The organism is Microbacterium sp. MEC084 (genome assembly GCF_004514465.2).
Classification (GTDB): Bacteria; Actinomycetota; Actinomycetes; order Actinomycetales; family Microbacteriaceae; genus Microbacterium.
The window spans coordinates 23452-44271 of record NZ_MYFP02000019.1 but is presented as its reverse complement, the minus strand read 5'-3'; the positions used below and the strand labels follow the sequence as shown (position 1 = coordinate 44271).

The following is a 20820-nucleotide window of genomic DNA, read 5'->3' as shown; positions in this document are numbered from 1 at the left end:
GATCACGACGGCCTCGGCGCCGGTGAGGGCCTGGTCGACGGTGTCGGCGTAGTCGAGCTGGGGGTGCAGGCGGCGGGCGTTGGGCATGGCCTCGGGGTCGTGGGAGATGACCTCCGCGCCGAGGCCCTTGAGGCGGACGGCGACGTCGAGGGCGGGGGAGTCGCGGATGTCGTCGCTGTCGGGCTTGAAGGCCAGGCCGAGCACGGCGACGCGGTGGCCGTAGACCTGCCCGTCGAAGGAGTCCACGACCAGGTCGACCAGGCGCTGGCGGCGGCGGAGGTTGATCTCGTCGACCTGCTTGAGGAACGCGACGGACTCGCCCTTGCCGAGCTCCTCGGCGCGGGCCGCGAACGCGCGGATGTCCTTGGGGAGGCAGCCGCCGCCGAATCCGACGCCGGCGTTGAGGAAGCGGCGGCCGATGCGGTTGTCGTGGCCGATCGCGTCGGCCAGCTGGGTGACGTCCGCGCCGGTGACCTCGGCGATCTCGGCCATCGCGTTGATGAAGCTGATCTTCGTGGCCAGGAACGAGTTCGCGGCGACCTTGACCAGCTCCGCGGTGGCGTAGTCGGTCACGATCCGCGGCGTCCCGGTCGACAGGGCCGTCGCGTACACCTCGTCCAGGATCTGCGTGTCCTGCTCCTTCGACGCGTCGGCGACGCCGTACACGAGCCGGTCCGGCTCGATCGTGTCCTTCACGGCGAACCCCTCCCGCAGGAACTCCGGGTTCCACGCCAGGCGCGCCCCGGCAGGCTCCACCAGCCCGGCCAGGCGGGCGGCGGTGCCGACCGGCACGGTCGACTTGCCCACCACCAGGGAGCCGGGCTTCAGGTGCGGGATCAGGCCCTCGACGGCGGAGTCCACGAACCGCAGGTCCGCGCCCGCGCCGTCGCGCCGCTGCGGGGTGCCGACCGCGATGAAGTGCACATCCGCGTCCGCCGCGGCGGCCATGTCGGTCGTGAACGACAACCGGCCCGACCCGATCCCCGCCGTCAGGATCTCCGCCAGCCCGGGCTCGAAGAACGGCGTCTCACCCGCGGCGAGCTTTCCGATCTTCGCCTCGTCGACATCGATGCCGACCACGTCGTGACCCAGCGACGCCATCGCCGCGGCATGCACCGCGCCGAGATACCCGCAGCCGATGACGCTCAGCTTCATCCCGAAAGGCTCCTCTCGTCGGACCCGGCCTTGCCTGCTGACGTCGAACCGTCGGCGGCAGCACCCAGGACCTTGGAACTCGCCATCACGGTGCCGAAGATGATGCCAATCAGGATGCCGAACGTCGAATTGAAGACGGGTCCGAACAATGTCGCGATAGCGATGAACATAGCGGCGAGTGCGGCGTCCTCCCTTTGCTTGCTCACGAGGTTTCTCACTGCGACCACACCGACATAGCCGACAAGGAGGACCATGCACACCGCGGCGATCAGTCCGAAGCGAACCAGCACATCGATGAAAAGGTTGTCCATCGTCGGCGCCGCTGGGTTTCCGAGGACGTAGCGCCAGGGCTCACGCAAGTACTGGAGGAGGTCCAACCTCGCGGCAAGCGAAGCGTCGTTGGATAGATCGGTGTACCTGTCGGCGCTCAGGATGCTCGAAGTGGCTCCGAATCTCCCGATCGCCGATGTCAGGACGTAGTAGCCGCCAGCGAGGAACGCAACAACGAGGACACGCTTGAAACCGCGGGCTCGGATCAGCGCAAGAAGCAATGCGCAGATCGCGACGCCGATGAGCGCGGAACGCACTCCGGACAGAACGAGCGGCAGCAACAGGTAGGCGCCCAGCGATGCCCACGCAAGTCGCTTCCCAACCCGAGTCTCGACCACGACCTGTACGAGGCAAAGCACCACGACGGTGCCGATGAACAACGAGTATGGTCCAGGCGACTCCGACGCACCGAAGAGGCGCACCTGAAGCGGTTCGGGCGCACCGATGCTCGTCAGGCCACTCGCTCGCATCCAGTTTCGGTCCCATTGCGGCAACACGAAGAACTGGAACAGCCCGTATGTCCCGACGAGAAAGCCCAGCGGGGGCAACAACCTCCGCACGGTTCCCCAGACGTCAGGCAGCTGTCCCGTCGAAATGACATAGGCAAGGCACAAAGGGAGCACGAGGACAGCCGCGTAGTAGAGCGGCTCGACACCCAGCTGACCACTAAGCGCGAAGGACAGCCCTGCGCCGACGATCGTTCCGAGGACCAATGCACCAGGCATGCGGCTTCGCCGTTCTGCTTGGGGACGGAACACACTCCAGAAGACCACGCTGAGAACGAGGAGGCTCGGCAGGACCAGCAGCGGATCCTGCCCGGATCCGGAATCCCCGCCCGAAACGAGCCGCCGCACGAGTCCCAACGTTGGGACGAGCACGACCACCAGAGCCACGATCCCGGTACGACTGCCCAGGATCACCGCGGCCATCATGCCGATACAGACCATGCTCACCTGAACAGGGAGCCTCAGAGCAACGAGCACCAGCACGAACGAGCACGCTGCTGCTGCCAGGACCGCCACCGCCGCCCGTGGGAGTGAGCCTTCTCGGCGCCACGAAGCCACCCGGCGGCCACTCCGGTCCACGCCTCCCCCACGGGTAATCGGGAACGCGGCCATGCTGGGATCCTATCCGCCATGCCGCGGCGGGACGCGCCGCGGCTCAGTCCACCACCCTCCTCATCGCAAGGGCGATCGTCCGCCATGCGGGACTGCGAGGCTCATGAGACGATGACGGGGCGGCTCAGTTCACTCCGCACGGATCTTGGCGATCGCCAGAATCGCGTTCGTGGCCCGCCTCGACCGACCGAAAGGCCCCGCACCCAGATGACGACCCCCTCAGCGTTGCGCGTCCTCCTCATCACGCCTGATTTCCCTCCCGCGTTCGGTGGAATCCAGCGGCTCCTGCACCGCATCACATCTGCGATGCCCGGCAGTGAGGTGCAGGTGCTGACTCCCGACGCTCCTGGGGCACGGGCGTTCGACATCGACTCCGGAGTGACGGTGAGACGCGTGCCCGTGGGCTCGTCGAAGCCCATCGTGCGTAACGCCCTGTTCAACGCCCGCGGAGTCGCGGCGCTCGGCTCCTGGAAGCCGGATGTCATCCTCAACGGCCACGTCGTCACGAGTCCGCTTGCCACTCTCGCCGCTCGACGGTTCCACGTACCGACGGTGTTGTACGTGTACGGCAAGGAGATCGCCGGTCGCCCCCGTCTTGCGGCTTGGGGGCTTCGACGCAGCGCCGCAGCGGTCGCGGTGAGCGAGTACACCAAGTCGCAGCTGGTCGCCGCCGCGAACGGACGCGAGGTCCCGCCCGTACACGTCGTGCACCCGGGCGTTGACGTACCGCAGAAGAGCGAGCGCGCGTCGGGCGACGGCCCGTTCACCATGTTGACTGTGGGGCGTCTGCGGGATTGGTACAAGGGCCACGACGTCGTCCTGGAGGCGATGCCGCGCGTCCTCGAGCGCATCCCGGATGCGCGATGGATCGTGCTCGGCGACGGGCGGCGACGGTCGGCACTCGAGTCCCGTGCGGCCGAACTCGGCGTGGCTCATGCCGTCCAGTTCCGAGGCGCCGTGGATGACGCCGAGAAGGAACGATGGCTGGCCGAGGCGGACGCATTCGTCATGCCGGCTCGATACCCGCGCGGAGAGGTCGCTGGCGAGGGCTTCCCGGTCGTATATCTGGAGGCGGCGGCGTGGGGCCTCCCGGCAATCGCGGGCAACGTCGGCGGACCCCGGGAAGCGGTGCTGCATCGCGAAACCGGTCTGCTGGTCGACCCGGAGTCCGTCGACGAGATCGCGACGGCCTTGCTCGATTTGGGCACCAACCCCGCGTTCGCCCGCGAACTGGGGTCCCGGGCGCGTGAACGGGCGTCGTCGGCATTCACCTGGCAGAGTGTCGCGGGTGAGCTCGAGTCCCTCCTCCGCCAGGTCGCTGGAAACGCGAATGCATGACGGCCCGCCCAGGGCCCTGGTGATCGGCTCGTCCGGATTCCTCGGCACCTGGCTCGTCGACTCGCTCGTACGGCGGGGCTACCATGTCACAGGAGTCAGCCGCTCAGGTGCCGCAGCGGCAGGCCTCGAGAGCCCGCACCGGACAGTGACTGGCGACGTCGCCACCATGGATCTCGATGCGCTCCTGCTCTCCAGCGACCACGTGTACTTCCTCGCTGGCCGCGCTTCAGTGCCGCAATCCGTTGAGGACCCCTGCGGAGACCTGGACGACAACGTGCGTGCCGTGTTGCGCGTCCTGTGGCGCATGCGCGTGCTCGACGCACGAGCACGACTCGTCTACGCGTCCTCCGCGGCGGTGTACGGGACGAGCCGCCACCTGCCGATGTCAGAACAGCACCCCTTGGCGCCGCTCTCCCCCTACGGCGTCTCGAAGCTGAGCGCGGAGTTGTACGTGCGCCTCTTCGCGGAGACGAACGGACTGCGAGCCGCGTCCGCCAGGTTCTTCTCGATCTACGGCCCCGGGCAACGCAAGCAGGTCGTGTACGACCTCTCGCGACGGGTCGCCGCCGGAGAGCGTCCCGTGAGGCTCCTCGGGGACGCCCGGGTGTCTCGCGATTTCGTGCACGTCCGCGATGCCGCGGATGCGATGATCACCGTCGCGGAGGCGGGAGACCTCCGCGGGGAGGCATACAACATCGCGTCAGGTGTCGAGACGACTCTCGCCACGCTCGCCGCGCACATCCTGGCCGTGGCTGGCCGTTCGGATGCCGTGGAATTCAGCGGCCAGGTCAGGGCAGGCGACCCCGAGAACTGGCAGGCCGACGTCAGCGCTCTGCGGTCGCTCGGATTCAGCCCGACGTACGGGCTCGAACAAGGGCTCGCCGAGACGTATCGGTGGGTCGCGGCTGACGCGGACTGAGCCGTTCCATCACCCGTGGGCGATGCCCTCTCCTTGGGTCCCCTCGCCCTCACGGTACGATGCTGAAGATTGCCTCAAGAGACAAGAACAGGTGGGGAATGCGCGCGCTCATCACAGGAATCACTGGCCAGGACGGCGGACATCTCGCAGAGCTGCTCCACGAGAAGGGCTACGAGATCTTCGGCCTGATCCGTGGTCAGCACAACCCGCGCCGCCAGGCCGTGGAGGCCGAATTCCCGTATGTCACGCTGATCGAGGGCGATCTCGCCGACCCGACCTCGATCGTGCGCGCGGTCGAGATCGCGCAACCGGATGAGCTCTACAACCTGGCCGCGATCAGCCACGTGGGTTATTCCTTCAAGAACCCCACGCTCACCGCCGAGGTGACCGGCAAGGGCGTATTGAACGTGCTCGAGGCCGTCCGACTCGCCGGCCTCGCCGAGAAGACCAAGGTGTACCAGGCATCGACCTCCGAGATGTTCGGCGGACTCGACTACAACCGCCCGGGTCGGGGCTACAACGAAGAGTCGCTGTTCCACCCGCGCAGCCCGTACGGTGTCGCCAAGCTCTACGGACACTGGATCGCCAAGAACTACCGTGAGAGCTACGGCATGTTCGTCAGCTGCGGGATCCTCTTCAACCACGAGGGTGAGCGGCGCGGCGTCGAGTTCGTTACCCGCAAGATCACTCACGCAGTGGCTCGCATCAAGGCGGGCCTCCAGGATCACATCGAGCTGGGCGACCTGTGGCCCAAGCGCGACTGGGGATACGCAGGCGACTACGTGCGCGGAATGTGGCAGATGGTGCAGCACGGCACCCCTGATGACTTCGTCCTCGCGTCGGGCGAGACGCACTCGATCGAGGAGTTCCTCGATCTTGCATTCGCCGAGATCGGCATCGACGACTGGAAGCCGTATGTCCAGCAGAATCCGGCCTTCATGCGCCCCGCTGAGGTGGACATCCTCCTCGGCGACCCGGCAAAGGCGGAGGGCGTGCTCGGGTGGAAGCGCGAGGTCGATTTCCCCGGCCTCGTCAAGCTCATGGTCGCGCATGACCTGAACCTCGTCGGCGCTGCCGGCTGACATGACGACCCGCCTCGCGGTCACGGGCGTCGAGGGCTTCGTCGGGCGCCACGTCGCGGCGCAGGCGCGGCGTGCCGGCTTCCACGTGATCGGTATCGGCCGAAGCCAGTCCGCCGACGTCCCCGGCGTGTCCGAGTACGTCTCGGCGGACCTGGCTCACGCCTGGCCTCGGTTGCCGGACGTCGACGCTATCGTGCACCTCGCGGGGCTCGCGGCTGTCGGCCCGTCGTTCGACGACCCTCTGCGTTACGTGACAGAGAACGCCGCCATCACGATCAACCTGTGCGAGGAACTACTTCGCCAGGGCCGCTCGACTCGAGTGGTCGTCGCGAGCACGGGCGCGCTCTACGCCCGCTCGTCTCGAGCACTCACAGAGGACTCGCCGCTGTCCTACTCATCGCCGTACGCGGTCAGCAAGGCGACCGTCGAGAACCTCCTCTCCTACTACGGCAGCCGTGGCCTCGATCTCATCGTCGCGCGCCCCTTCAACCACATCGGTCCCGGCCAAGGGCTCGGGTTCCTGGTGCCGGATCTCATCCATCGCCTCAGGACGCTTCCGACGGGTGAGCCGCTTCGCACCGGCAACCTCGACGCGGAACGCGACTACACCGATGTACGTGATGTTGCGGCGGCGTACCTGATGCTGACGGCCGCGGAGACGTTGGACCACAGGATCTACAACGTCGCATCCGGACGGTCCCGCAGCGGGCATGAGGTCCTTGCCGAGATCTGCACTGCCATGGGGCGTGAAATCCCTCGCGTCCAGATGGATCGGTCGCGCCCCATCGATGTCCCGCGGGTGGTGGGCGATGCCTCCCGGTTGCGCGAGGGATTGGGGTGGTCACCGCGCCATGACTTCGCGACATCGATCGCCGACGCCGTGGCTGCGCATGTCTGAGTCCCGGTCCGGGGTTCCCGGCGTGGCTCACGTCGATCACACCGTCGAACCGGGAGGAGCGGAGATCGCGTTGCGACGCCTGTTGGAGGGGAAGCCGGCGTGGAATGCGACCGTGTTCCTCCCCCCAACCGCAGGAGGGCGCGGCGCCTACATGTCCTTGCCAGACACGATGATCGAAATCGTCGGCGTCCCCCAGCAGGCTGGCGCGATCTCGGGCTCACTGGCTGCGAAGATCGGCATGCTGGCGGGCGTGGTCCGGCAGGGCTTCGCGCTGAGACGCTCGAAGTGCTTCCGTGAGCAACAGGTGGTCCACGCGAACACAAGCCGAGCAGCCCTGATCGCGACGCTCGCGACCGCGTTCTCCCGTCGTCGCCTCGTCGTGCACCTCCGTGATGCGGTGGAACCCGAGGCAATCGGCGGGGTGGCGGTGCGCGCCATGTCTCTCGCGCTGAAGCAGGCGCATGGGGTGATCGCGAACTCGGATTACACCCTGCAGACTGCCGCCAGGTGGATCCGAGACGACGCGGTCACGGCGGTGATCCCTTCCTCCGTCGGTCATCGCGGGGATCGACCTATCGCTCCCCTCCGAGAGGCGGTGAGCACCGTTGGGATGCTCGCGCGTCTCGCACCTTGGAAGGGCCAGGCGGAGGTGCTCCAGGCGTTCGCGGCCGCCTTCGCAGATTCGGACGTGCGCCTTCAGTTCGCCGGCTCGGCGGCGTTCGGCGAGGAAGTGTTCGCCCGGGAACTCCAGGAACTTGCGAAGACCCTCGGCATCGACGACAGAGTCGATTTCCTCGGGCATGTCGGTGACGTCTGGCCTCTCCTCGAGCAGTGGGACATCTGCGTCCACGCCTCGACTCGCCCAGAGCCGATGGGCCAGAACCTTCTCCAGTACCTGGCTGCGGCGAGACCCACGATCGCGGCGGCCGCAGGGGGCCCTCTGGAATGGGTGCGGCACGGCGAAACAGGTGTCCTCACCAAGCCGGGTGACGTCTCGTCCCTCGCCCAAGCGATGCGGCGCGTTGCCGACGAACCCGATCTGCGTGCGCGCCTGCACGCCAATCTCCGGGCTGAGCAGCCGGTGCCGCGCGACTCGGAGATCTCTGAGCGCTACGCGGACTTCTTCGCCCGCGTGGCATCCACCCGTTGACAAGCCCGCAGACCCTCAGCGCGCGCCGACCGCCCGGTGGTAGTAGTCCACGAGGCGGTGAGGCGAGCCATCCCTCTTCACCTGTTCGATGAGTTCGGTCGCGCTCTCTCGCTCTCGAGTGGACAGGGCTGGCCCGCGGTCAATGCGCTCGCGCAGGGCCTGCACGAACTCCGCGCCCTCCGCGAGGATCAGCGGGGCGTCGTCTTCCGCGAGCGACCGCAGGTAAGTCGAACCAGGGTTCGGGTAGGCGATCGCGGCAATGCCGTGATCAAGCGCCTCAAGCACCGGGATGCCGAATCCCTCATACGCCGACGGCGAGACGAGCACCCATGCTCGACGGTAGAGCTGCGCTACCTCGGCATCCGACATGCCCGACCGGTGGTCCACCCACGGCGCCCAGGAGGAAGCGTCCGTGTGCGGTCCGACCACCGTCAGCTCGATGCCGCGCCCCTCTCGCCTCAGCGCCTCAACAGCCGACTGGACGACGTGCCCCTGCTTCCTCCCCTCGTAGCTGCCGACGAACAGCACCATCGGCTCCGGCGCGGGGTCCGTCGGCGCACGGTCGACGCCGAAGTACGGCGGAAAGATCGCGTCGCATCCCATGAGTTCGCGCGATTCCGGCGCGATTCCGAGCTTGACGAATGCCCGCCGGGCGGACAGCTGTTCCAACACAGCGAGCAGATAGTGGTTGTACTTGCGAAGGCCACGCGAACTCCGTGCCTCGTTCAACGAAGACCCATAGAAGGTGCGGATCAGCGGGACGCCTCGGGGGAGCATCAGGTCGTCTCCGTGCGAATGGACAACGTCGGGGACCATTCGACGCAGCACACGCGAAGCCCGGATCGCTGAGGTGTAGTACCTCCCGAAACGCCCCCTCGGGGCAGGCAGCCGCACGAAGTTCACGCCCTCCATCGGGATGGCGTCGTCGAAGCAGATGACGGTGAGGTCCACGAGGTCGCGCATGCGTTCGGCCAGCCGTTGCAGGTACCGCCCCACGCCGCCGGAGTGGTGCCCCTCACGAGGCCATTCCAACGCGATCCATGCGACCTGCAAGCTACGCCTCCCGACTGCGCCGCCGGTGCGGCCCTCGAAGCTACATTACGATCTGAAGATATGTCCCGACCGCCTGTAGTTATCGCGCACGACTATCTGACGCAGCGCGGAGGGGCCGAGAAGGTCGTGCTCGCGCTCGCCAAGGGCTTCCCGGGTGCACCCATCCAAACCACGCTCTACGAGGCGGCGGGCACCTACCCGGAGTTCCGCGACCTGGACATCCGGACGACCCAGCTCAACCGCTTCGGGTTCCTGCGGCGTAATCACCGCTTCGCCCTGCCGTTCCTCGCGCGATCCGTTTCGCGCACGGTGATCGACGCAGATCTCACCGTGGTCAGTTCGAGCGGGTGGGCTCACGGATTCCGGACGACCGGCAAGAAGGTCGTGTACTGCTACTCGCCTGCCCGGTGGCTCTATCAGCAGGACGTCTACCTGGGGGACAGCGCCTCACTGGCTCAGCGCCTGCTGATCGGCGTGCTCGGCCCGTGGCTGCGGCGCTGGGACCGTCGTCAAGCGCGGAGCGCGGACGCATACATCGCCATCTCCACCGTGGTTCAGCAGCGGATCCGCGACACATATGGAATCGACGCCACCGTGGTGCACGCGCCGCATTCTTACGATGCATCCGGTGAGCAGAGCCGCCCCAGCGCCATCGACGATGATGGCGCCTTCTATCTCTGCATCTCGAGGCTCCTGCCGTACAAGAACGTGGATGCTGTCGTGGACGCCTTCCGCGAATTGGATCACCGGCTCGTCGTCGTCGGCGCCGGCCCCGAGGAGGAGCGGCTGCGATCCCGCGCATCGGCCAATGTCACGTTCCTCAAGGGACTCACTGACTCGGAGATGAGATGGCTGTACGCGCACTGCGAGGCGGTGGTGGCGGCCAGCTATGAGGACTTCGGGCTGACGCCCATCGAAGCCGGAGTCTTCGGGAAGCCGGCCATCGCCCTCCGATGGGGCGGCTTCTTGGACACCATCAGCGAGGGGACGACCGGAACCTACTTCGACGCGCCTCTTCCCGAAGCGATCGGCGAGGCGATCCTCGCGAGCCGGACTCGAAGCTGGGACCCGGAAGCGATCCGTCGCCACGCGGCGACGTTCTCGGAGGAGAACTTCCTCAAGAAGCTCCGTATCGCAATCGATCGTGCGATGGGCGCTGAAGCGACAGGCGGGTCGAGGTCCGCTGACCATGCTGTGGCACGATGATCGGGTGCCACTCCTACGCCCCCGACCCCACGGACATCAGCCGGCACCCCGGGAGCACCGACTGCCCCCGGCGAAGCCGACGTCGTGGCAGGTCCTCGTAGGCGCACTTCGACGCCGCCTGGCCGACGGTCCGATCGGATCGTTCGTGCGCTTCGCATACGAGCGACAGCCCTACATCGTGGGCGGCAACGGGCCGCGCTCCCGGATCGACCCGACCGCCACGATCGGGAACGCGCACATCAACGCCACTAGTGGCATCGTCACGATCGGTCGCTACAGCATGCTCGGTCCTGGCGTCAGCCTGGTTGCGGGCACGCACGACATGTCCAAGCGGGGCGTGGAGCGCAAGCGGGCGATCCTCGACGAAGGGCACGACATCACCATCGGAAACGGCGTCTTCATCGGCAGCAACGCGACCGTCATCGGCCCTTGCCGCATCGGGGATGACGCCGTGATCGCTGCGGGCTCCGTCGTCACGAAAGACGTGCCCGCGGGCGCGGTCGTCGCCGGCGTGCCTGCACGCATTGTCCGCCGCATCGACTTCGCAGATGGCTAGTCCGCGCGGAACCGGCTCTCGCCGAGAGCATGAAAGAATCGTGCGAACACGCCATCGGCCGGAGATGACATGACCCTTCAGGACTACATCCGGATCCTGCACAAGCATTGGATCCTCATCTTGGTGACCACTCTGGTCGGGATCGGCGCGGGCGCGACAGTCTCGTTGCTCACCGCTCCGACCTATCAGGCGTCGACCCGCCTTTACGTCTCCGTCCGCACGGCCGAGGGCGCCGCGACCGGCGACCTTGTCCAGGGCAGCACATTCGCTCGTCAGATCGTGGCTAGTTACGTCGACGTCATCGGCACCGCGATCGTCCTGGAGCCGGTCATCGAAGAGCTGGACCTTGACGTGTCCGTCGGTCAGCTCGCCCGCAACGTCACGGCGACATCCGCCGCCAACACCGTGATGATCGACATCACGGCCAGCGCCGATTCCCCGCAGCGCGCGGCCGACATCGCGAACGCCACGGGCGCGAGCTTCACGCGGGTCGCGCAGGACGAGCTCGATTCGCCTGGAGGCGAAGGAGAGAACAGTCCGATCCGCATAACGACGGTGCAGCCCGCGATGGCCCCGGGAGCCCCGGTCAGCCCGCGCGTCCCCGTGAACCTCGCTCTCGCGGGAATCCTGGGGCTCGCGCTCGGGCTCGGGATCGCGGTGCTTCGCACCGTGCTCGACACGCGTGTCCACTCGCTCCACGACATCGAGCAGATCACCGACAAGCCACTGCTCGGCGGCATCGCGTACGACCCCGAGGCGAGCTCGCGCCCGCTCATCGTGCACGCCGACCCGCGGAACCCGCGGGCCGAGTCCTTCCGCACGCTCCGCACGAACCTGCAGTTCCTTCAGGTCGGCGAGGGGTCCCGCGCGTTCGTCGTCTCGAGCGCCGGCCCCAGCGAGGGCAAGTCGACGACGACGGCGAACCTCGCGATCTCTCTCGCGGAGACCGGCGCCCGCGTGGCACTTCTCGACGGCGACCTGCGCCTGCCGAAGGTGGCCACGTACATGGGCATCGAAGGCGGCGTGGGCATGACCGACGTGCTCATCGGCAAGGTCGAGCTCGTCGACGCGCTGCAGCGCTGGGGCCGCACCCAGCTGTACGTGCTGCCCGCGGGCAAGGTGCCGCCGAACCCGAGCGAGCTGCTCGGCTCCACGGCCATGGACCGCCTGCTCGAGATGCTCGGCGAGCACTTCGACTACGTCCTGATCGACGCGCCGCCGCTGCTCCTCGTCACCGACGCCGCCGTCGTCAGCAAGAAGACGAAGGGCGTCATCCTGGTCGCCGCCTCGGGCCAGACCAAGAAGGCCGCGCTCCAGGCCGCGGTCCGCACGCTCGAGACGGCGGGCGCCGAGCTTCTCGGCGTGGTCGTGACGAAGCTGCCGACCAAGGGCCCCGACAGCTACGGCTACGGCGAGTACGGTTACGGCCAGAACAGCCCGATCGACGACAGCGCGCTCGAGTCGCGCCGCGAGGGCGAGAAGGCCGCGCGCCGCAGCACCGCCACCGCGAAGAGGTGAGGCGATGGGCACGTTCACGATCCTGACGGTCTGCACGGGCAACGTGTGCCGCTCGCCGCTCGGCGAGCAGCTGCTCGCGCTCGGCTTGGAAGGGCTGCCGGTCACGGTCGCCAGCGCGGGCACCGGCGCCCTGGTCGACGAGGGGATGCCCGCGCAGTCGCTGCGCATCGCGCGCGGGCTCGGCGTGCTGACCCCTGAGACGCACCGCGCGCGTCAGATCACTGCCGACATGATCCGCGAGGCGGATCTCGTGCTCGGCATGGCGCGTGAGCACCGCCGCCAGATCGTCGAGCTGGTGCCGCGCGCGTCGCGCTACACCTTCACGATCCGTGAGTTCGCCCGCATCGCCGAGAATGTGCCGACGGAGACCATCGATGACCTCGTGCGCGATGAGCCCGACGCAGCCGAGCGGATGCGCCTCGCCGTCGAGGAGATCGGGTTCTCTCGGGGAACGGTCCCGCCCCCGGCCACCGAGGACGGCGACGACGTGATCGATCCGTACCGCAGGTCGGACGACGTGTTCGAGCTCTCCGCACAGCACCTCTCCCCCGCGATCGCCACCACGGTGGCGCTGCTCCGGCGCGCGGCCGACCTGGGGCGCTCATGAGATTCCGACACCGGATGAACGCCATCCCCCGGGTGTGGACGTTCGCCGCGCTCGGCCTGCTCGGAGTCGTCGTGCTCGCGCTCTCGGCTCTCGCGCTCACGCAGCATCATGGAGCCCCGGCCACGGCTGGCTCCCCGTCGCCCTCGAAGACCGCCACCGAGTCGCCGCAACCGGAGCCGAGCGCATCTGACACGCCCTCCGCCGAGCCTGAGGCCCCGGCAGCCGTCGCTCCGACCCGGCACCTCACTCAGCTCACCACGGGCACGCTCATCCGGTCGACGACCGGTGAATGCGGCGGCAACGCCCCGACCGTCGAGTTCAGCACCGACGCCGGCGCGACCTGGGCTGCGGGCGACACGAGCGCCGCCGGCGCATCGCAGGTGCTGCGACTGCTGTCCGGCGACATCGGACAGGCGATCACGCTCGACGCGGCGTGCGCTCCCACCGGGATGTGGTCCTTCAGCGAGGGCGCGGCGTGGGAGCAGACCGCCGATCTCGTCGCCGGCTCCTGGTACTTCAACCCGGGCGCTCCGACGACCGTGCACGCCCCTGCGGGCGACGTGCCGCTGCCCTGCACCGCACTTGCCCTCTCGGCATACGAGACGACCGCGATCGCCCTGTGCGACGACGCCACCGTGGTCACCACGACCGACAACGCCGCCACGTGGTCTGCTCCTGTCCCCGCGCCGGGGGCCCTGACCGTTCACGCCGCCGCGGACGGCTTCCGAGTGATGCTCGACGGGTCCGCGGCGCAGTGCGCGGGCGTGCAGGTCGCCGCGCTCGCCGACGGCGCCGTCGCACCCGCCGGCGCCTGCCTGCCTGCCGAGTACGCCCCGGGTGACGTGGCCCTCGCCGCCGGCGGCGACGGAACGGTCGTCGCGTGGGCCGGCGACGTCGTGGGCCGCTCGGCCGACGGCGGCGCGAACTGGGGCTGACGCCGTGAGCGGGTTGGACTCCCTCTTCGAGGGCGAGAAGCGCCCGGCCAGGCCGCCTGGGGAGCAGAAGGCCTCATCTTCGGGCGCTCCGCTGGATGCGCTCTTCGCGGGGCAGCCCCGCAAGCAGGCCGCTCCTGCGCGCGCCCCTGACCAGGCGCCGGAGACCGCGCGACTGGACTCGCTGTTCACCTCGACCGACCGAGGCTCGGATCGGGCCGCCGGAGCGTCGGCCGGACCCGTCGCCGACGGATCCGCGGCCGCGCGCGCGAACGCCGCGTCAGCGCGCCCCCGAACCGTCCCCGCGTTCGCCGCGCGCCGACGGCTCCCGCCGCGCGCCGTGATCCTGGCGGGCGCGCTGGTCGTCGCGCTGGGCGGCACCGGGGCCGCGGTGACCGCGATGACGGTTCAGGCGCAGGAGGCCGCGGCATCGCAGCTGGCCTCCTCGGCCGAGAACCAGGCACGTGTCGATGCCCTGCAGCGGGCGCAGTCCGAGCTCGCCTCGGCGACCACACGGCTCACGCAGGCTCACACCGCCCTGCTCGATGCGTCCGGCGCCGCCGCGCGGTTCGCCGACCGCATCGGCACGGCGCTGCGCGGCGCCGAGGATGTGCTGGATCCGGCGCTGGTCGCGGCGGCACGCGACGCAGCCACCGCACTCGGGCGCGAAGCGTCGGCTGTCGACGCGATCGCTCTTCCTGACGGCTTCGAGCTCGAGATCGCGGGGGTGGCCACCCCCGCGCAGCTCGCCGACGGACTCGAAGCCGTCGATCGGCAGAGCATCCTCTTCGAGGAGTCGCACACCGCCATCGAGGCGATCGACCGCGGGCTGAGCGGCGCGTCCGAGGCGGCGCTCGCATCGCTGGAGGCGATCACGGACACGTTCCCGGACGTCGCGGCCGCCGCCCATGACGCGGCTCCTCTGGCCGGAACGGCTCTTCACGATGCCGTCGACAGCGCCGCTGCCGCCACGGGCTCCGACGGGCCCGACGCGATCGCGGCGTTCGTCGCGGCGGTCGGCGCTCTGCGCGACGAGCAGATCCGCCAGGAGGAGCTGGCCCAGGAGCCACCCGCGTACGAGCCGCCGGTGAACCCCATCGCGCCGCCCGCGACCACCGAGCCCGAGCCGTCGACCGAGCCGGAGCCCACCGCGGAGCCGGAGCCCACGACCGAGCCCGAGCCGACCACCGAGCCCAGCGAACCGCCGACCGACGAGCAGCCCGGCGGCGGTGGCGGCGTGATCCTGCCGCCCGGACTCGGCGGATCCGACTGGCAGAGCTGATCGGTCACGGTCGCCTCCCTCGCGCGCGAGCACCGATAGCAGACGAAGGTGACCACGCCTTACGCGCCCCCTCAGGCTGACCCGGTAGGGTCCCTCGGCGGGGGATGACGGAGAGGTGATGACAGGATGAGCGGACTCGAAGAGCTCTTCGCCGACCACGATCACGACCAGCCCACCGACCCGGCCCCGAAGGCGCGGCCGACGACGGACGCCTCGTTCGCGATGCAGTTCGCGGATGCCACAACGCCGAGCGACATCGCACGCGCCAATCCCGGGCCGATGCGCCGAGGGCAGGCTCGCCGGGACCCGGGAGCCGGCTCGCACAGCACCCCGACCGCTCCCCTGCCCCGCTACGGACGCCACGAGGACACCGTGCTGCCGCAGGCCGAGCCGGACCCCGTGCCGTCGCCGCGTCGAGCCCGGGGCCCGATCATCGGCGGCGCGATCGCCCTGCTGATCCTCGGCGGCTGCGGCGCGGGGGCGCTGGCGCTCGGCTCGGTTCAGGGGCCGACCGCCACCCACGCGGTCCCGACGCCGGGCGCGGGCACGGCGCCCTCGGCGACCGTCACCGGATCCCCGGCCGATCCCGGTCTGCTCCCCACGGCGAGCCCGCGTCCCAGCGCGGCCCCGAGTCCCTCCCCGACGCAGGCCGCTCTACGCGACGTGTCGGCTCCGAGCGTGACCGCCGTGGATACGGCACCGGTCGAGCAGCCCGCGGCCCCCGCCGGAGAGAGCACGGCGGTCATGATGCAGCCCGCTCCCAGCCCGAGCACCTCCGCACCGTCGACATCGGATGGCGGCGTCTCCGAGCCCAACCCGAGCGCCACGAGCGAGCCCCGTCCGCAGATCACGCGCTCCGCGCAGCGCCCCACCCCGAGTCCCGGGCCCACCGAGCCCGCCGACGAGCCGGCCTCCGACGACGGCCTGATCGGCGACGCACTCGGCTCGCTCTTCGGCTGAGCCCGTCAGCGCCGGTAGGTCGCGGTGACCAGGATCGGCAGGTGATCCGACGCGCCCTGCGGCAGCGTGGTGACCTTGCCGACGTCGAGGCCGATCGATGTCGCGAAGTCGTAGTGCCCCTTGAAGAAGCGGTACCGCGTGTAGGTGCGCGCGTCGCTCAGCGTGAGGTCGTGCCCGTGACCGCGGATGTGCTCGCCGAGTCGCTCCTTGAAGACCGGGTAGTTGTAGTCGCCGACCATCAGCACGGGCAGCCCGTCCCCCAGCTTGCTCAGCTCGGTCAACGCGGTGCGGATCTGGTGGCGGCGCAGCGAGTTCAGCGCCGTCAGCGGCGCGGCGTGGAAGGACGCGATCACCACGTCCCGCCCCGCGTCGATGTCGCGCAGGCGCGCGGCGAGAACGCGCTCGTGCGCCGGGCGGAGCAGGATGTCGTGCAGCGACTTCTTGAGCGACAGGCTCACGACGTCTCGCAGCTGGAACATGTTCTCGCGGTAGTAGAGCGCCAGGCCCAGGCGGTTCTTGGCCGTCGCGCGGGCGAGAGTCAGCCCCGCGAGGTGCGAGGGCAGGTGGGCGGTGTCGGCCTCCTGCAGGCACAGGACGTCCGCCTCCCATCGGTCCACCAGCTCCTCGAGCTCGTGGGCCGCGGCGTGCTTGCGCAGGTTGTACGAGATCACCCTCATGTCGGCTCCACCCTACGCTCGGCGGTCTGCGCGCCCCCTGGGGTTGACGAGGTTATTCGTCGTCCCTCCGACGCCGGGTCTGCTCCGCGCGAGAGGCGAGCAGGTCGTCGGCCGGGTAGCCGACCTCGGTCAGTGTGAGGCCCCGCGCCGCCAGCACCTTGAACTCGCTGGTGCGCAGGCGCGCGTCCCGGATCGCCACGAGGTGCTCGGGCAGCAGCTTGCCTTCGCCTGCCGCGACGCATGCGCCCACGAGGGCGCGCACCATCGAGTGGCAGAACGCGTCGGCCCGCACATGGGCCACCAGCACACCGAGGTCGTCCCGCCGCCACTCGTAGTCGAGCAGCGTGCGGATCGTGGTCGACTCCGGCCGCGGCTTGCAGTAGGCGGCGAAGTCGTGGAGCCCGATCAGGCTGCGGGCCGCGGCGTCCATCGCCTCGACGTCCAGCTCGGCCCGCACGGTCGTCGTGCGGTGCCGCTCGAGCGGGTCGTACCCCGTGATGGCGTCGGCCACCCGGTACTCGTATCGCCGCCAGACCGCCGAGAAGCGCGCGTCGAACCCCTCGAGCGCACTCGACGTGCGGAGGACGGCCACGTCGGCGTATTGGCCCAGCACGCCGGTCAGGCGGCGGGCGAGCGGAGCGACCGGGTCCTCGTGGCGCACGCTGTCGCGCCGGCGCTGCGTGGCGCGCGCCCACTGCGCGTCGTCCAGGTCGGCGTGGGCGACCTGGCCGCTGGCGTGCACTCCCGCGTCGGTGCGCCCCGCCACGGTCAGCGGAACCGGCGACCCGATGATGCGCTCCAGAGCCCCTTCGAGCACTCCCTGCACGGTGCGCAGGCCCGGCTGGCGGGCCCAGCCCCGGAAGTGCGTGCCGTCGTAGGCGATGTCGAGGCGGATGCGGGGCACGGCTCCAGCCTATGCGGCACCGGCTCGCGTCAGAGCGCCGCGAGCGCGCCCAGCACGACGCGCGCCGAGCGCTCGGCGGCGCCGTCAATGTGCGTCAGGAACTCCGTGCCGTCCGGCGCGCACAGGTCGGAGACCGCGCGCACCGAGACGAAGCGGACGCCGTGGTTGTGCGCGACCTGCGCGATCGCCGCCGACTCCATGTCGACCGCGAGCAGGTGCGGGAAGTCGCGGCGCAGCTCCTCGGCGAGCTCTGCGGTCACGAACCGCTCGCCCGAGCCGATCGCCCCCTCCCGCACGGTCAGGTCGCCGGCCGCGCCCAGGAGGGCCTGCCGCAGCTCCGCGTCGCCGTCGTAGGTGACGGGCATGCCCGGGACCTGCCCCAGCGCGTACCCGAAGGCGCGCGCGTCGGCGCCGACGTTCACGAGCGAATCGCTCACCACGACGTCACCGACCTGGACGCCCTTCGCGAGCCCGCCGGCCGATCCGGCGCTCACGAGGTGCACGTCACGGCCGTAGCGGGCGATCGCGCCCGCCGCGGCGTCGGCCGCGTTGACCATGCCGATGCCGGTGCGGACGAGCACGTGCGTGCGCCCGTCGACGACGATGCCGCGGTGCTCCGCTCGGCCGATGACCACGGGCTCGCTGACCTCGCCCGCTTGCTCGAGGAAGGGCGCGGCCTCCTCCTCCATCGCGACCAGCACGACCGCGACGGATCCGGCGCTCACCGGCTCTCGCCCGCGAAGACCTGGGCCCACTGGCCGCGCTCGGCCAGGAACGCGCGCGCGGCCTGCTGCGCGCCCTCGAGCGTGTGGTTCGCGCCCCAGCCGCACTGCACCTCGTTGGCGGCGGGCACCTCGTCGGCGTCGAGGATGTCCTGCAGCGTCGCGGCCACGAGCTCCTCCACCTGCTCGAACGTGTGGTCGCCCTGCAGGATCAGGTAGAAGCCCGTCTGGCAGCCCATGGGCGAGAAGTCGATCACGCGGTCGGAGTGGTTGCGGCTCTTCTCCGCGAACAGGTGCTCGAGCGAGTGGATGGCCGGCATCTCGAGGTGCGCGATGTTCGGCTGCGCGAAGCGCACGTCGTACTTCACGATCACGTCGCCGTGCGGCAGCACCTTGCGGTCGGCGACGCGCAGGTAGGGCGCGGCGACGGCGCGGTGGTCCAGGTTGAAGGACTCGACGTTCATGCGGGGCTCGGTCACCCTTCGAGCCTAATCCGGGTCGATGCCGTCGGGAGGCTCGACGACGTTTCGACTCGCTTCGCTCGCTCAACGACCACGGGGGGGGACGCCGATTCGTGGTCGTTGAGCGACGAGCGCCAGCGAGGAGTCGACACGGCGCCGCGCCTCCCCACTCGCCCGGGAACGACGAAGGGCCCTGCCGGACGGCAGGACCCTTCGTGCGATGCGGGCGGGACTTACTTGGTCTCCTCCGCGGGGGCCTCGGCGGTCTCCTCGGCAGCGGCCTCGGTGGTCTCCTCGGCGGGAGCCTCCTCCACGACCTCGGTCGTGTCCTCGGCGGGGGCCTCCTCGGCCGGGGTCTCCTCGGCGACCGGCGCCTTCTCGGCGGCCGGCGCGGCCTTCTTGACCTTCGGCGAGACGGGCTCGAGGACGAGCTCGATCACGGCCATGGGGGCGTTGTCGCCCTTGCGGTTGCCGACCTTGGTGATGCGGGTGTAGCCGCCCTCACGCTCCGCGACGAGCGGCGCGATCTCGGCGAACAGCGTGTGCACGACCTCCTTGTCGCCGATCACCGAGAGCACGCGACGACGCGCGTGCAGGTCGCCGCGCTTCGCGAACGTGATCAGGCGCTCGGCGAGCGGACGCAGGCGCTTGGCCTTGGTCTCGGTCGTCTTGATCGACTTGTGCGTGAACAGAGCCGCCGCGAGGTTCGCGAGAAGCAGACGCTCGTGGGCGGGGCCGCCTCCGAGGCGGGGACCCTTCGTGGGCTTAGGCATTTCTTGTTACTCCAGTTGTCGGAAAGAAGTCGAAACGGATCAGAGCGACTCGTCGTCGTAGCCGCCGTAGAAGCCGGTGCCGTCGAAGCCGGGCACCGAGTCCTTGAGCGACAGGCCGAGCGAGGTGAGCTTGTCGCGCACCTCGTCCACCGACTTCTGTCCGAAGTTGCGGATGTTCATGAGCTGCGTCTCCGAGAGGGCGACGAGCTCGCTGACCGTGTTGATCCCCTCGCGCTTGAGGCAGTTGTACGAGCGGACCGACAGGTCGAGGTCCTCGATCGGCATCGACAGCTCGTTCGAGAGGACGGTCTCGACCGGCGCCGGGCCGATCTCGATGCCCTCGGCCTCGACGTTCAGCTCGCGGGCCAGGCCGAACAGCTCGACCAGCGTGCGGCCGGCCGACGCGACGGCGTCGCGCGGGGCGAGCGACGGCTTGGTCTCGACGTCCAGGACGAGCTTGTCGAAGTCGGTGCGCTCACCGGCGCGCGTGGCCTCCACGCGGTAGCTGACCTTGAGCACCGGCGAGTAGATCGAGTCGACCGGGATCTGGCCGGCCTCGGCGTACTCGTTGCGGTTCTGCACGGCCGACACGTAGCCGCGGCCGCGCTCGATCGTGAGCTCGAGCTCGAACTTGGCGGTGTCGTTGAGCGTCGCGATGACCAGCTCGGGGTTGTGCACCTCGACACCGGCCGGGGCCGAGATGTCGGCGGCCGTGACCTCGCCGGCGCCGGTCTTGCGCAGGTAAGCCGTGATGGGCTCGTCGCGCTCGCTCGACACCACGAGCTGCTTGATGTTGAGGATGATCTCGGTGACATCCTCCTTGACGCCCGGAATGGTGCTGAACTCGTGCAGCACGCCGTCGATGCGGATGCTGGTCACCGCCGCGCCGGGGATCGACGAGAGGAGGCTGCGACGGAGCGCGTTCCCGATGGTGTAGCCGAAGCCGGGCTCGAGGGGCTCGACGACGAACCGGCTGCGGAACTCCGAGATCTTCTCCTCGGTGAGGGTGGGACGCTGTGCAATGAGCACTGGTTGTTCCTTTCGATCAAGTGCCCGCTATATGACACTTGCGTGGATGAGGTCTTGAGTTGTTCTCGGACGGACGCGCCGTGTCTCAGGGACGCGCGGCCGTGGGACGACGAGACGCCGGGGGGCCAGGGCTGCGAGAGCCTGGCTCCC

General features: G+C 69.5%; 21 protein-coding genes. 12 read left to right on the top strand and 9 right to left on the bottom strand.

Features of this window, described 5'->3' with window-relative positions; translation table 11 throughout:
• Positions 1-1155: UDP-glucose/GDP-mannose dehydrogenase family protein (locus tag B5M43_RS12850; protein WP_230668080.1), on the bottom strand; the 1155-nt coding region annotated here is incomplete at its 3' end.
• Entirely contained in the window at positions 1152-2603 is a 1452-nt protein-coding gene (locus B5M43_RS12845) for a hypothetical protein (RefSeq protein WP_134745946.1), read from the bottom strand. The genes B5M43_RS12850 and B5M43_RS12845, both read right to left, overlap by 4 nt.
• A 207-nt stretch (positions 2604-2810) precedes the next feature.
• On the opposite strand from B5M43_RS12845, the gene B5M43_RS12840 reads away from it, so the two are divergent.
• The 5 genes from B5M43_RS12840 (at position 2811) to B5M43_RS12820 (ending at position 7990) form a co-directional block, all read left to right on the top strand.
• Entirely contained in the window at positions 2811-3941 is a 1131-nt protein-coding gene (locus tag B5M43_RS12840) for a glycosyltransferase family 4 protein (protein ID WP_167626781.1), read from the top strand.
• Positions 3934-4860 carry an NAD(P)-dependent oxidoreductase gene (locus B5M43_RS12835; RefSeq protein ID WP_230668090.1) on the top strand — a complete coding sequence of 309 codons (927 nt, stop codon included), beginning with the start codon at positions 3934-3936 and terminating at the stop codon, positions 4858-4860. Before B5M43_RS12840 ends, B5M43_RS12835 begins: the two co-directional genes overlap by 8 nt.
• A 98-nt stretch (positions 4861-4958) precedes the next feature.
• On the top strand, positions 4959-5942 hold the full coding sequence (locus tag B5M43_RS12830) for a GDP-mannose 4,6-dehydratase (protein WP_134745977.1): 984 nt from the start codon (positions 4959-4961) through the stop codon (positions 5940-5942).
• 1 nt (position 5943) lies between these two features.
• On the top strand, positions 5944-6840 hold the full coding sequence (locus B5M43_RS12825) for an NAD(P)-dependent oxidoreductase (RefSeq protein ID WP_134745949.1): 897 nt from the start codon (positions 5944-5946) through the stop codon (positions 6838-6840).
• A 169-nt stretch (positions 6841-7009) separates the two neighbouring features.
• Positions 7010-7990 carry a glycosyltransferase gene (locus B5M43_RS12820; protein WP_167626783.1) on the top strand — a complete coding sequence of 327 codons (981 nt, stop codon included), beginning with the start codon at positions 7010-7012 and terminating at the stop codon, positions 7988-7990.
• A 15-nt stretch (positions 7991-8005) separates the two neighbouring features.
• Here B5M43_RS12820 and B5M43_RS12815 read toward each other — a convergent pair whose 3' ends face one another.
• On the bottom strand, positions 8006-8986 hold the full coding sequence (locus B5M43_RS12815) for a glycosyltransferase family 4 protein (protein ID WP_134745951.1): 981 nt from the start codon (positions 8984-8986) through the stop codon (positions 8006-8008).
• A gap of 117 nt (positions 8987-9103) precedes the next feature.
• Here B5M43_RS12815 and B5M43_RS12810 point away from each other — a divergent pair, with 117 nt between their 5' ends.
• From B5M43_RS12810 to B5M43_RS12780, 7 genes are all read left to right on the top strand, one after another.
• Positions 9104-10249 (top strand): glycosyltransferase, encoded by a 1146-nt coding sequence (locus tag B5M43_RS12810; protein WP_134745952.1) that lies wholly within the window; start codon positions 9104-9106, stop codon positions 10247-10249.
• Positions 10250-10427: 178 nt separating this feature from the next.
• A complete protein-coding gene (locus B5M43_RS15365; RefSeq protein ID WP_167626784.1) occupies positions 10428-10805 on the top strand; it encodes a DapH/DapD/GlmU-related protein in 378 nt (125 codons plus the stop codon).
• A 69-nt stretch (positions 10806-10874) separates the two neighbouring features.
• Entirely contained in the window at positions 10875-12323 is a 1449-nt protein-coding gene (locus B5M43_RS12800) for a polysaccharide biosynthesis tyrosine autokinase (RefSeq protein WP_134745954.1), read from the top strand.
• A gap of 4 nt (positions 12324-12327) precedes the next feature.
• Positions 12328-12930 (top strand): low molecular weight phosphatase family protein, encoded by a 603-nt coding sequence (locus tag B5M43_RS12795; RefSeq protein ID WP_134745955.1) that lies wholly within the window; start codon positions 12328-12330, stop codon positions 12928-12930.
• Between the two features lie 14 nt (positions 12931-12944).
• Positions 12945-13865, top strand: a complete 921-nt coding sequence (locus tag B5M43_RS12790; RefSeq protein WP_134745956.1) for a hypothetical protein — start codon at positions 12945-12947, stop codon at positions 13863-13865.
• 4 nt (positions 13866-13869) lie between these two features.
• Entirely contained in the window at positions 13870-15144 is a 1275-nt protein-coding gene (locus B5M43_RS12785) for a hypothetical protein (RefSeq protein WP_134745957.1), read from the top strand.
• A gap of 126 nt (positions 15145-15270) precedes the next feature.
• Positions 15271-16104, top strand: a complete 834-nt coding sequence (locus B5M43_RS12780) for a hypothetical protein (protein ID WP_134745958.1) — start codon at positions 15271-15273, stop codon at positions 16102-16104.
• A gap of 5 nt (positions 16105-16109) precedes the next feature.
• Here the strand turns inward: B5M43_RS12780 and B5M43_RS12775 are convergent, their stop codons facing one another.
• From B5M43_RS12775 to B5M43_RS12750, 6 genes are all read right to left on the bottom strand, one after another.
• Positions 16110-16781, bottom strand: coding sequence for an endonuclease/exonuclease/phosphatase family protein (locus tag B5M43_RS12775; RefSeq protein WP_134745959.1), 672 nt, complete (start codon positions 16779-16781; stop codon positions 16110-16112).
• A gap of 52 nt (positions 16782-16833) precedes the next feature.
• Positions 16834-17685 carry a tRNA pseudouridine(38-40) synthase TruA gene (locus B5M43_RS12770; protein ID WP_134745960.1) on the bottom strand — a complete coding sequence of 284 codons (852 nt, stop codon included), beginning with the start codon at positions 17683-17685 and terminating at the stop codon, positions 16834-16836.
• 29 nt (positions 17686-17714) lie between these two features.
• Positions 17715-18410 (bottom strand): 5'-methylthioadenosine/S-adenosylhomocysteine nucleosidase, encoded by a 696-nt coding sequence (gene mtnN, locus B5M43_RS12765; protein ID WP_230668076.1) that lies wholly within the window; start codon positions 18408-18410, stop codon positions 17715-17717.
• Complete coding sequence (locus tag B5M43_RS12760) at positions 18407-18886, bottom strand: S-ribosylhomocysteine lyase (protein ID WP_230668073.1); 480 nt, start codon at positions 18884-18886, stop codon at positions 18407-18409. Before B5M43_RS12760 ends, mtnN begins: the two co-directional genes overlap by 4 nt.
• Positions 18887-19101: 215 nt before the next feature.
• Positions 19102-19641 carry a 50S ribosomal protein L17 gene (gene rplQ / locus B5M43_RS12755; protein ID WP_134745961.1) on the bottom strand — a complete coding sequence of 180 codons (540 nt, stop codon included), beginning with the start codon at positions 19639-19641 and terminating at the stop codon, positions 19102-19104.
• A 39-nt stretch (positions 19642-19680) separates the two neighbouring features.
• On the bottom strand, positions 19681-20670 hold the full coding sequence (locus B5M43_RS12750) for a DNA-directed RNA polymerase subunit alpha (RefSeq protein ID WP_134745962.1): 990 nt from the start codon (positions 20668-20670) through the stop codon (positions 19681-19683).
• Between the last annotated feature and the right edge of the window lie 150 nt (positions 20671-20820).

What these genes read in the sequence shown, in the direction of transcription:
- B5M43_RS12840 (WP_167626781.1), top strand. Translation starts at nt 2,811, where the DNA reads ATGACGACCCCCTCAGCGTTGCGCGTCCTCCTCATCACGCCTGATTTC.
- B5M43_RS12825 (WP_134745949.1), top strand. Translation starts at nt 5,944, where the DNA reads ATGACGACCCGCCTCGCGGTCACGGGCGTCGAGGGCTTCGTCGGGCGC.
- B5M43_RS12820 (WP_167626783.1), top strand. Translation starts at nt 7,010, where the DNA reads ATGATCGAAATCGTCGGCGTCCCCCAGCAGGCTGGCGCGATCTCGGGC.
- B5M43_RS12780 (WP_134745958.1), top strand. Translation starts at nt 15,271, where the DNA reads ATGAGCGGACTCGAAGAGCTCTTCGCCGACCACGATCACGACCAGCCC.
- B5M43_RS12835 (WP_230668090.1), top strand. Translation starts at nt 3,934, where the DNA reads ATGCATGACGGCCCGCCCAGGGCCCTGGTGATCGGCTCGTCCGGATTC.
- B5M43_RS12810 (WP_134745952.1), top strand. Translation starts at nt 9,104, where the DNA reads ATGTCCCGACCGCCTGTAGTTATCGCGCACGACTATCTGACGCAGCGC.
- B5M43_RS12800 (WP_134745954.1), top strand. Translation starts at nt 10,875, where the DNA reads ATGACCCTTCAGGACTACATCCGGATCCTGCACAAGCATTGGATCCTC.
- B5M43_RS12795 (WP_134745955.1), top strand. Translation starts at nt 12,328, where the DNA reads ATGGGCACGTTCACGATCCTGACGGTCTGCACGGGCAACGTGTGCCGC.
- B5M43_RS12790 (WP_134745956.1), top strand. Translation starts at nt 12,945, where the DNA reads ATGAACGCCATCCCCCGGGTGTGGACGTTCGCCGCGCTCGGCCTGCTC.
- B5M43_RS12775 (WP_134745959.1), bottom strand. Translation starts at nt 16,781, where the DNA reads ATGAGGGTGATCTCGTACAACCTGCGCAAGCACGCCGCGGCCCACGAG.
- B5M43_RS12845 (WP_134745946.1), bottom strand. Translation starts at nt 2,603, where the DNA reads ATGGCCGCGTTCCCGATTACCCGTGGGGGAGGCGTGGACCGGAGTGGC.
- rplQ (WP_134745961.1), bottom strand. Translation starts at nt 19,641, where the DNA reads ATGCCTAAGCCCACGAAGGGTCCCCGCCTCGGAGGCGGCCCCGCCCAC.
- B5M43_RS12830 (WP_134745977.1), top strand. Translation starts at nt 4,959, where the DNA reads ATGCGCGCGCTCATCACAGGAATCACTGGCCAGGACGGCGGACATCTC.